Origin of the sequence: Algibacter miyuki, from assembly GCF_030409805.1 — a bacterium.
Classification (GTDB): domain Bacteria; phylum Bacteroidota; class Bacteroidia; order Flavobacteriales; family Flavobacteriaceae; genus Algibacter; species Algibacter miyuki.
The window spans coordinates 525,509-537,321 of record NZ_JAUFQP010000007.1 but is presented as its reverse complement, the minus strand read 5'-3'; the positions used below and the strand labels follow the sequence as shown (position 1 = coordinate 537,321).

General features: G+C 35.5%; 6 protein-coding genes. 5 read left to right on the top strand and 1 reads right to left on the bottom strand.

The window, feature by feature from the left end:
• Nucleotides 1–109: 109 nt before the first annotated feature.
• From QWY92_RS05310 to bglX, 5 genes are all read left to right on the top strand, one after another.
• Nucleotides 110–3,268 (top strand): glycoside hydrolase family 2 TIM barrel-domain containing protein, encoded by a 3,159-nt coding sequence (locus tag QWY92_RS05310; protein ID WP_290269091.1) that lies wholly within the window; start codon nt 110–112, stop codon nt 3,266–3,268.
• A 13-nt stretch (nt 3,269–3,281) separates the two neighbouring features.
• Entirely contained in the window at nt 3,282–4,691 is a 1,410-nt protein-coding gene (locus tag QWY92_RS05305; protein WP_290269089.1) for a glycosyl hydrolase family 16, read from the top strand.
• Between the two features lie 31 nt (nt 4,692–4,722).
• Nucleotides 4,723–5,559, top strand: coding sequence for a glycoside hydrolase family 16 protein (locus QWY92_RS05300; protein WP_290269087.1), 837 nt, complete (start codon nt 4,723–4,725; stop codon nt 5,557–5,559).
• Between the two features lie 30 nt (nt 5,560–5,589).
• Nucleotides 5,590–8,655 (top strand): PKD domain-containing protein, encoded by a 3,066-nt coding sequence (locus tag QWY92_RS05295; RefSeq protein WP_290269085.1) that lies wholly within the window; start codon nt 5,590–5,592, stop codon nt 8,653–8,655.
• Nucleotides 8,656–8,718: 63 nt separating this feature from the next.
• Complete coding sequence (bglX, locus tag QWY92_RS05290) at nt 8,719–11,004, top strand: beta-glucosidase BglX (protein ID WP_290269084.1); 2,286 nt, start codon at nt 8,719–8,721, stop codon at nt 11,002–11,004.
• A 76-nt stretch (nt 11,005–11,080) separates the two neighbouring features.
• Here the strand turns inward: bglX and QWY92_RS05285 are convergent, their stop codons facing one another.
• Entirely contained in the window at nt 11,081–11,800 is a 720-nt protein-coding gene (locus QWY92_RS05285) for an NUDIX hydrolase (RefSeq protein ID WP_290269082.1), read from the bottom strand.
• Nucleotides 11,801–11,813 lie beyond the last annotated feature (13 nt).

The following is an 11,813-nucleotide window of genomic DNA, read 5'->3' as shown; positions in this document are numbered from 1 at the left end:
TATGCAGTAAATTTATAAAACTACAAATGTGTAAATATAAAAGTCAGCTTTTTATTCAGCAAATGTGGTTCAACAAACTATAAACTAAGACAATTAAATCATTAGTATTATGAAAAACAAATTTCTAAAATTAGTCTTGATTTTATTTTCAACGTCGCTTTTTGCTCAGGCAGATAAAGTAATGGTTGAAAATAATGATGAAGGCATATTTCTTTCTGTTAATGGAGAGAAATTAATGATTAATGGTATGAATTGGGGCTATGTTCCTATTGGTACTAATTATTCATACAGTTTATGGAAGCAATCCGATGATGTTATTAAAGCAGCATTAGATGCAGAAATGGGACTGTTAAGAAACATGGGAGTAAATGCTATTAGGCAATACACCGGTATTCAACCAAAATGGATCACTTATATCTATGAAAATTATGGTATTTATACCATGCTAAATCATTCTTTTGGTAGATACGGTCTTACCTTAAATGGAGGATGGGAAGCTGTTACAGATTATCGAGATCCTGAAACACAAAAAGTTTTAATGTCTGAAATTACAGAATTAGCAGAAACCTATAAAAACACTCCTGGCTTATTAATGTTCCTTTTAGGAAACGAAAATAATTACGGACTCTTTTGGGCAGGTGCTGAAACTGAAGACTTTCCAGAAGGTGAAGAGCAGCTTAATGCGGTTGGAGAAAAACGAGGTAGACCCATGTATAAACTTATGAATGATGCCGCGGTAAAAATGAAAAGTATCAATGCTTCAATCCCTATAGCAATTTGTAATGGTGATTTATTATTTATAGATATTATTGCTGAAGAATGTAAAGACGTTGATATTTACGGAACAAATATGTATCGTGGGGTATCTTTTGGAGATGCGTTTCAACAAGTAAAAGACAAACTAAACAAACCAATTTTATTTACCGAATTTGGATCTGATGCTTTCAATGCTATTGAAAATCAAGAAGATCAAAAAATGCAAGCCTATTACGACTTAGGAAACTGGCAAGACATTTACCAAAATGCTGCTGGTTTAGGAAAAGCAGAAAACTCTATTGGTGGTTTTACCTTTCAGTTTAGCGATGGTTGGTGGAAATTTGGACAAACTAAAAACTTAGAAGTTCACGATACTAATGCGTCTTGGGCAAATGGTGGTTATGAGAAAGATTTAGCACCTGGAGAAAATAATATGAACGAGGAGTGGTTTGGTATTTGTGCCAAAGGTCCTACTAATAGTAGAGGGTTATATGAATTATATCCTCGTGCTGCTTATTATGCTTTAAAAGAAGCACACAATATAGACCCTTATGCTGAAGGTGCAACATTGGATTATGTAAATAATGCATTTTCTAATATTGAAATCATGGATGCTGTACTTAGAGCGCGTGGTGATAAAGCCGCTATGGGAGGAAATGAAAAAATTAAACTAAGTAATTTAAGAGCAGAGTTTACAACCTTCAATACAGGTGGGAATTTAATAACCACGCCAAGTAGTGCAGATGAAGATGAATCTAACTATCCAAACCAATTGGGCTTCGATCATATGCAATCCTATTACATTGGAGTAGAAGGAAATCCAGCATCAAACATGCGGGCTAATGTTAACTTTAATGTACTTGGTAATGTGGCGGCAAATCCTATTGATGAAATTTTCTATGAAAATACTGGACAACCTATTTCAGTAAATACAGATGATGGCAATGTTGATATTTTAGATCCAAACCGCGTGAAGGTTTACAATGCAGAGTTTGAATGGAATGCTAAAGAATTCGATTTAAGAGGATTCTATCGTATTGGGCATTACCATTGGGCTTATGAGGGTGATTTCTTTAACCTATATCCAGAAGCAAATTATGGTGATAATTTAGATATCTATAATGGTGAAGTATTAGGTTTTGAAGTCGATGGAAAAAAAGGATTAAAAGGTTTAAAAGCTGCTTTTGGTCCTCAATTATGGTGGGGTGCAAACCCAGCAGTATTACTTAAATACCAAAAACAAATAGGTAAATTCGATTTGGCAGCCGTGTATCATGAAGATATTGATGATATTGGAGAAGCCGTGTCTTCATACGCTATTCCCATTCCAAAAACACGTCGATTAACTGTATATGCTAAAAGACAATTTGGAGATTTAGGTTTAGAAGTTGGTGGTATTTGGGGTGGTCAGCCATTAAACGGTAGAACATTTCAAAATGCCGAAAATAATCCTAATTATGATGCTAGTAATGCGTCATCTTCAAAATATATTATTTATCAAGATGAAATTAATTCTGGCGATAACTGGGGTGCTAAGGCCAAAGTAACATATAGTAAAGGGGCTTTTAATTGGTATGCACAAGGTGCTGCAATGGGCTTAGTGGCTAATGGTGGAGCCGATCAAACACAAACGTATACCGGGTGGAAACTTAAAGATTCTGGTAGTGGTAACCAAACAAACGTTTTATCTGGTTTTACATATTCTTTTGGTGAGTTTCAAATTGCACCAAACTTTTTATGGCAAAAACCAATTGTAGATGCTATGCCGAATGATGTTACAGGTACGGGAAGACTTAGAAATGTTCAAGATGATCCTTTTGCTGTACGTTCTAATAGAGAAACTACGGCTGGTGAGATTTTATTTACTTACGATCCTACACCTGGAACATGGATGTATGAGTGGGATAACGATAGATCGGAAGATGCAAAATTTGCAATGAATTTTGGTTTCGTTTATCGTCATCAACCTACAGCTACAGATGCTGCTATTGGTTTTTTAGCAGATAGAACGTCTTTTGCTTTTGATAACTCTGCTCCGGCTCAAGATTTATGGGAAGCCAATACGCGTTTGGTTTCTAAAATAAACCCAGATTTGGGGCTTATTGCTAACTTTTATGCTGGTAACGGACAAGCCAATGGCGATAGTGAAAGAGTAATTAATCGTGTTGGTGGTGATATTAGAGTTATTTACAACAAGTTGAAATTAGTACATTCTTTTAAGATTAATGATTGGGGACCTTTTGATTATCACCGTGATTATAACATGACCTATCCGGTGCAATTAATGCTCGATTTATCTACAACTTTAGGTAAACCCGATTGGTTTATTTTACCAGATACTAAAATTGGTATTCGAGGAACATGGCGTTCTTTAGACCAGTATTCAAACAGATATAGTCCAATGGCTACAGAAGATGATTTTTCTAATGAACCTATAATTAGTCCCGTTGGTTTTGGTAATGGGAACGAATGGGAGATTAGAACTTACATACACATTAACATTGGAAAATAAAAAAGACAGAAAGATGAAAAATATACAATTTATATATTCAAAAACAGTATTCCTTTTAGGACTCGTTTTTATTACTGTTTCCAGTTGTGAGCGTTCATATTCAGATGAAGTTGAATTGGCAACATACCCTAGTACTGGAGAAATTTTTATAGATACATTCACCGGAGGATTAGATTATTTCCCATTTGGAGGTTCATTTGAAGATGCTTTTTCGGTAGATAATGATGAAGCTTATAAAGGAGATGCATCCATGCGTTTCGATATTCCTTCTTACGGCGTAGGTTATGGTGGTGCTACTTTCCCAAGTACAAGCCCACGAGATTTAACTGGTTATGATGCTTTAACTTTTTGGGCTAAAGCTTCACAAGGTGCCGATATTAATGAAATTGGATTTGGTACCGATGGAACAGGTAGTAAATACCAAGTAACACTTAGCAATTTAGCCATTACAACACAATGGACTAAGTATATTATCCCTATACCAGATGCTTCAAAATTATTTCAAGAAATTGGAATGTTTTGGTACGCTGAAGGTGCTGAAACAGTAGATGATGAAGGTGGATATACCTTTTGGATTGATGAATTACAATTTGAAAAATTAGGAACGGTAGCACAACCACAACCTTCTATTTTAAACGGTGAAGATGTGGTGCAACAAAGTTTTACCGGTGTTGAAATTCAGCTTACAGATTTAACACAAACCTTTAATTTAGATTCAGGAGAGAATCAATCGGTTTCTGTAGCACCATCCTATTTTTTATTCACATCCTCAGATCCAACAGTTTTAGAAGTTAATGAATATGGCGTAGTTACCGTAACAGGTACTGGAACAGCAACCATAACAGCAGAGTTGGCTGGTGTAAAAGCTTTGGGGTCTTTAACTATAGAATCTACTGGAAGTTTTCAATCGGCACCAACACCAACAGCAGATGCTAGTAATGTGATTTCAATTTTTAGTGATCAATATACTGATGCTCCTGTGGATTATTATAACGGATATTGGGCACCTTATCAAACCACTTTAGGTCAAGATGATGTGAACTTAAATGGGGATGCGATTATTAAATATTCTGAATTAAATTTTGTGGGAATTGAGTTTACAAACCCTACCATTGATATTTCTGAAATGACACATTTTCATGTCGATATTCAAGTTCAAAGTACGATGACGTCATCAGATTTTTTACAAGTTAAATTACAAGATGCAGGTTCAGATAATACCATTGGTACCGATGATGATTCAGATGCTACTTTAACATATAATAACGCGACGCTAGTTGAGAGAAGTTGGGTAAGTATAGATGTACCGCTTAGTTCTTTTTCTGGATTAACAGGTCGCGCTAATTTGGCTCAGGTGGTGTTCGTTTCAGATGCTACAATTACAGATATTTTAGTAGATAACATCTATTTCTATAAGCAATAAGTTGACATTCAAAATATTTAAAAATAATAACATGAATTATATAAATAAAATTAAAGTGACGCTTTTTAAGTCATTGTTTATAGCGTTTCCGCTGCTGGTTTTTACTAGCTGTGCTACTGATGATACACAAACCGTGACCAATTTTAACGAAATCACCATGCAAGATGAGTTTGATACAGATGATGTTATCGACACTTCTATTTGGGGTTTCAATATTGGGACTGGTACTAATGGTTGGGGTAATAATGAACTTCAATATTATACAGACCGTACAGAAAATGCTTCGGTACAAAACGGAATGCTTTTAATAACTGCAAGAAAAGAGGATTATCAAGGTTCTGGCTATACATCGGCTAGATTGTTAACACAAAATAAGTTCGACCAAACTTACGGACGTTTTGAAGCCCGTATTAAGGTGCCTTACGGACAAGGGATGTGGCCTGCTTTTTGGCTTTTAGGAGCCGATGTTGATGAAGTAGGATGGCCACAATGTGGAGAAATTGATATTATGGAAAACCGTGGTAATGAGCCAACCTTAGTAAGTGGAACGGTTCATGGTCCTGGTTATTCTGGTGGCGAATCTATTTCAAAGAGTTATACCTTAACTAATGACAGGTATGATACAGGATTCCACATTTTTGGTATAGAATGGGGCCCAGAATATATCAATTATTACATAGATGATGTATTGTACAACCAAATTACCCCTGAAGATGTTACCGGAGAATGGGTTTTCGATCATCCGTTCTTTATCATAATAAATTTAGCCATTGGTGGCGATTATGGTGGCGCACCAACCGCAGAAACAGTTTTCCCACAAAGCATGCTTGTAGATTATGTACGTGTATATAAAAACAGCTTAAACTAACTCAAAAATATTAAGACAATGAAAAATTTTATGAAAACATTTAAATATATCACAATATTGATATTATCATTATCCTTTTTGGGTTGTGAAAATGATGATGATGCCGTATTGCCACAAGTAGTTGCAGGTTTTACTTATACACTTAATATTGATACAGGAGTCGTAACCTTTATAAATACATCCGAAAACGGAAACACTTATAGTTGGAATTTTGGAGATGGTGAAACATCCACATTAATTAACCCGATAAACGTTTATCCAAATGGTACTTATACTGTAACATTAGAGGTGAAAAATGTAGCGGGATCATCGGATATTTTTGAAGATGAAATCATTATTTTAATTCCAGAAACTGCTGCGCTACCCATATCTTTTGATGGTGAAGGCACAACTTATGAAGCCACAACCTTTAATGGTGCTGCGTTTTCAGTTGTTGATAATCCGGATTTAACTGGTGCTAATGAAACGGCCTCTAAAGTAGGTGAAATTACAAATAGTGGTGCGGCATACGAAGGCTTTTTCTTCGATTTAGGATTACCTTTAGATTTAACTGTAAACAAAACAGTAAAAGCACTTTTCTGGTCTAATACACCAGTAGATGTATTATTAAAATTAGAAGAAGGCACTGCTGATGCTGTTGAAACTACAGCTAGTCATGGTGGGACAGGTTGGGAAGCTATTTATTTTACTTTCGATTCTGCTGCAAGTTATAACAGATTTACCATGTTTGTTGATGCTGCAGGTACAACAGCTGGAACATTTTATATAGATGATATTTCTCAAATAGCAACAGTAGATGTGCCATGTACACAAACGCTTTTAGAAGCTCCAATAGATTTTGATTGTAATGGTATTGATTATGCTACTAAAATTGTAGGTAATGTATCTTTTGAAGTTGTTGATAACCCTGAGTTATCTGGAATTAATGCTGAAGCTTCTAAAGTTGGAAAAATAACAAACGTTGGAGCGAATTGGGAAAATGCATTCTTTAATTTAGATACACCAATAGATTTTACTACCGATAAAGGCGTGAGCATTAAATTATTTTCTAATGAAGCTTTAGATATAAAATTAAAATTTGAAGATGGAACAGAAGGAGCTATTGAAGCCGATGTTACCCATACAGGATCAGGTTGGGAAGCATTAACATTTACTTTTGAGTCTACAGCGTCTTATAATGATATGATTTTATTTGTAGATGGCCCAGGAACAGCAGCAGGTACATTTTATATTGATGATATTACTCAAGTAGCAGGTGTAGTTGCAACAACTTGTGAAGCTGAAATTATGCAATCACTTTTGGCTGCAGATTTTAACTTAACATTTATGAGCGATCCTTCTGCCAGTATTACTCAAGATGCTACTACTTTTGTTTGGGCCGATAATCCAAATGCTGATAACACTGTGAATAGCTCTTGTAAAGTGGGGCAAGTAACAAAAACAGCAACAAATCCTTGGGATAATATTCAAATTAATTTAGATTCTAAATTAGATTTCAGTGCTAATGGAGGCTTTAATATGAATGTATATTCTGAGCAACCAGGCTTTACGGTGTTATTAAAATTAGAATCTATTGCAGATCCAGGTGTAAATACTGAAATAGAATTAACAACAACGAAAACCAATGAATGGGAAGCGTTATCATTTGCTTTTACAAGTAATCATGATGCTAAGTATGATAGAATAGTAATCATCTTCGATTTATCTGCAGCAAATACAAATACCTATTATTTTGATGACCTTAAACTTTTTGAAAGAACAAGTGGTGGCGGAAGCTCTTCAGCATATAGTTTAGATCAAACTATCGATTTTGAACCTACAGGGTTTGGAGCAAACTGGACATGGAATGTATTTGAAAACGGTGCTAACAATCCGTTGGAATTTGTTTCAAATCCAAATGCTTCAGGTATAAACACATCTGCAACGGTAGCTAAAATTACAGCATCTACAGCTGGAGCGCCATGGGTAGGTACAGAAATAGCACATGGTGAAATAACAAATGCTTGGGAAGTAAGTGCATCAAACACGATTATTAAAATTATGGTTTACAAAACTGTAATTAGTGATGTGGGACTTAAATTGGCAAGCGCAAATGGTGGGGCTCAAGCTGAAGTAAAAGTAGCAAATACTAAAATTAATGAATGGGAAGAATTAACATTCGATTTTAGTCACCTGCTTAACATAATAGGTCAAGATGGAACTACCAATATAGATCAAGTTATTGTTTTTCCAGATTTCGTAGAAGGAAGAGCAACAGATAATGTGGTGTATTTCGATAATATTACATTCAACAAATTCGAAGTATCTGCAGAAAATGACGCTTCACTTTCAAATTTATTAGTAGACGGAAGTACAATTTCCGGTTTTAATACAGATACATTAGAGTATTCAGTAGCTTTAGCAGAAGGAACAACAACAGTTCCAACGGTAACAGCAACAAGTACTGAAGGTTCTGCTAATGTTGTTATAACTCCAGCAGGAGCACTTCCAGGAGAAACTACTATAGAAGTTACAGCAGCCGATGGTACAACAAAACTAACTTATAAAGTTGCTTTTTCTGTACAAGTAGCTATGAGTGGTTGGACAACCAGTGACGGTATCGATTTTGAACCTACAGGGTTTGGAGCAAACTGGACATGGAATGTATTTGAAAATGGTGCTAATGCCCCGTTAGAATTTGTTGCAAACCCCAATGCATCAGGTATAAACACATCTGCTACTGTGGCAAAAATTACAGCAACTACAGCTGGAGCGCCATGGGTAGGTACAGAAGTAGCACATGGTGAAATAACAAATGCTTGGGAAGTAAATGCATCAAACACGACTATTAAAATTATGGTTTACAAAACCGTAATTAGTGATGTTGCATTAAAATTGGCAAGTGCAAATGGTGGGGCTCAAGCCGAAGTAAAAGTAGCAAATACTAAAATTAATGAATGGGAAGAATTAACATTCGATTTTAGTCACCTGCTTAGCATAATAGGCCAAGATGGAACTACAAATATAGATCAAGTGATTGTTTTTCCAGATTTCGTAGAAGGAAGAGCAACAGATAACGTGGTGTATTTTGATAATATCACCTTTCATTCAAATTAGTAAATAAACCCTTGGAAACAGAGGTTAATCAAGATTAAATAATTTCATTAAACTATTATAAGAATGAAAAAAAGATATATTTTAACAATAGTTTCAGTAGTGTTTATGTTTAGTAGCGCCATGGGTCAAAATAAGACCTTGGCGCATAAACTTACCAAGAATGAAACATCTATAGATTATAAAGTAGCCAAATTACTTTCAGAAATGACTTTGGAAGAAAAAATTGGTCAAATGAACCAGTATAACGGTTTCTGGAATGTTACTGGGCCAACACCATCTTCTGGCGATGCTGCTCATAAATATGAACATTTACGAAAAGGTTATGTCGGTTCTATGCTCAATGTTCGCGGTGTAGAAGAAGTTCGTGCTGTTCAAAAAATTGCGGTTGAAGAAACCCGTTTAGGTATTCCTCTAATTATTGGTTTCGACGTAATTCATGGTTATGAAACCTTAAGCCCAATTCCATTGGCTGAAGCGGCAAGCTGGGATTTAGAGGCCATAAAAAAATCAGCAGAAATAGCGGCTTTAGAAGCTTCTGCAGCTGGTATCAACTGGACGTTTGCACCTATGGTGGATATTTCGAGAGATGCCCGTTGGGGACGTGTTATGGAAGGTGCTGGAGAAGATACTTATTTGGGGTCTAAAATTGCGATAGCTAGAGTAAAAGGTTTTCAAGGTGAAGATTTGTCAAAACCAAATACCATTGCAGCTTGTGCAAAACACTGGGCAGGTTATGGTTTTACTGAATCAGGAAAAGATTATAACACCGTAGATGTTGGAACATCAACTTTAAATAATATTATTTTTCCACCTTTTAAAGCAACAGTAGATGCTGGCGTAAAAACGTTTATGAATTCTTTTAACGAATTGAACGGCATCCCAGCTACTGCAAATGCATTTTTGCAACGCGATATTTTAAAAGAAAAATGGAATTTTGATGGTTTTGTGGTGTCCGATTGGGGTTCTATGGCCGAAATGATAAATCATGGTTATGCTGAAAACATAAAACATGCTGCTGAACTTTCAGTTATTGCAGGTTCAGATATGGATATGGAATCTTACGCTTATGTCAATGAGTTGGCTAATTTAGTTAAAGAAGGTAAAGTTGATGAAGGGCTTATTAATGACGCCGCTTCTCGTATTTTAAAGGTGAAATTTGAACTCGGACTTTTCGATAATCCTTATAAATACTGTGATGAAAAACGTGAAAAAGAGGTTATAGGTAGTAAAGAAATTCACGATGCTGTTTTAGATGTTGCAAAAAAATCTATTGTGCTTCTGAAAAACGAAAACAACATGTTGCCATTGAAAAAGAAAGGTCAAAAAATTGCCGTTATTGGAACTCTAGCAAACGATAAAACAAGTCCGCTTGGTAGCTGGCGTATTGCTGCAGATGATAACACAGCAGTTTCTGTTTTGGAAGGTTTAGCGGAATATCCAGATAACGCAATTACTTACGCTAAAGGTGCTGATTTGGTACTTGGTGAGGCTACCTTTCCTTTTGAGTTAGAAATAAATACTACGGATAAAAGTGGTTTCGAGGAAGCTAAAAATGCCGCGAAAAATGCCGATGTTGTTATTATGGTTTTGGGAGAGCATGGTTTTCAAAGTGGAGAAGCACGTAGCCGATCTGAAATTGGTTTGCCTGGTGTTCAACAAGATTTATTAGAAGCTGTTTACGCGGTTAATAAAAATATTGTTTTAGTATTGAATAATGGAAGACCGTTAACCATTTCTTGGGCAGATGCACACATTCCTGCTATTGTAGAAGGCTGGCAATTGGGTACGCAAAGTGGTCATGCTATTACTCAAGTCTTGTATGGGGATTATAACCCAAGTGGTAAATTACCAATGACATTCCCACGAAGTGTTGGGCAAGTGCCTATTTATTATAATTATAAAAACACCGGACGTCCAGCGGCAAACGAGCCAAATAGCGTGTTTTGGTCGCATTATATAGACGAAAGTAATACGCCTTTATATGCCTTCGGACACGGTTTAAGTTACACATCGTTTTCTTATAGTAATTTAAAAGTGAAGAAAATTTCAGAACAGCATGTTGAGGTTTCTGTGGAATTAAAAAACACTGGAAAAGTTAAAGGAAAAGAAGTGGCACAATTATATATCCGCGATTTATTTGCTAGTGTAACGCGCCCTGTAAAAGAATTAAAAGGGTTTGAATTGGTAGAATTAGAACCAAACGAAACCAAAACGCTTACCTTTCAATTAACAGAAAAGGAACTTGGATTTTATGATAATAATGGTGATTATGTTGTAGAATCAGGAGATTTTAAAGTCTTTATTGGTGGAAGTTCAGTTACTGTTTTAGAAGAAAAATTTAAACTTTAGATATTAAAACATAGTTTGTAGTAATGTTAAAAGAGTTAGGTTTAGTTTAGCCTAACTCTTTTTTATTCAGAACACTTTAATTCTTAAATAATGAAAAATTAAACCCTTTTTGTTGCAGGCGTTTGTATTTCTTGTAATCAAATTTATAAAGAAAAGCACCTTTTTTAGAACCCGATTTATCCTTTTCATCTAAAGCAATAAGAAGCTTTAACGACATTAATTTTTTTCTGAAATTACGGGTGTCTAAAGTTTGCTGAAAAATAGCTTCGTATAATTTTTGAAACTGCGGAATAGTGAATTTTTTGGGTAATAATTCAAAACCAATAGGGTAGAACTTGGCTTTTCTGCGTAGTCTACTTAAGGCATCTTCAATCATGATGTCATGGTCTAAAACCAATTTGGGTAACTTATCAAATTCGTACCAAATAGCGCCATGCTTTTCAACTAATTCTTTGTCGTAGTCATCAATTCGAATTAGAGCATAATGCGCAATAGAAATGCAACGTGCTCCAGGATCTCGTTCTACATCGGAGTAGGTTTTAAGCTCTTCCATAAAAATATTATCGAGTCCTGTAATTTCATTCAAAACACGTCTAGCAGCATCATTGGCGGCTTCGTTGGGTTTTACAAAACTTCCAATAAGCGACAAGGTGCCTTTAAAAGGATCTACACGTCTTTCAAAAACCAATAACTTCAAAATACCCTTATCGAAACCAAAAATAATACAGTCTGTAGCCACATAAATGCGTTTTTCAGGAGCGTATAAGTCGTTTAAGGGTAGTGTGTTTTGTTCCATTCAAACAAATGTA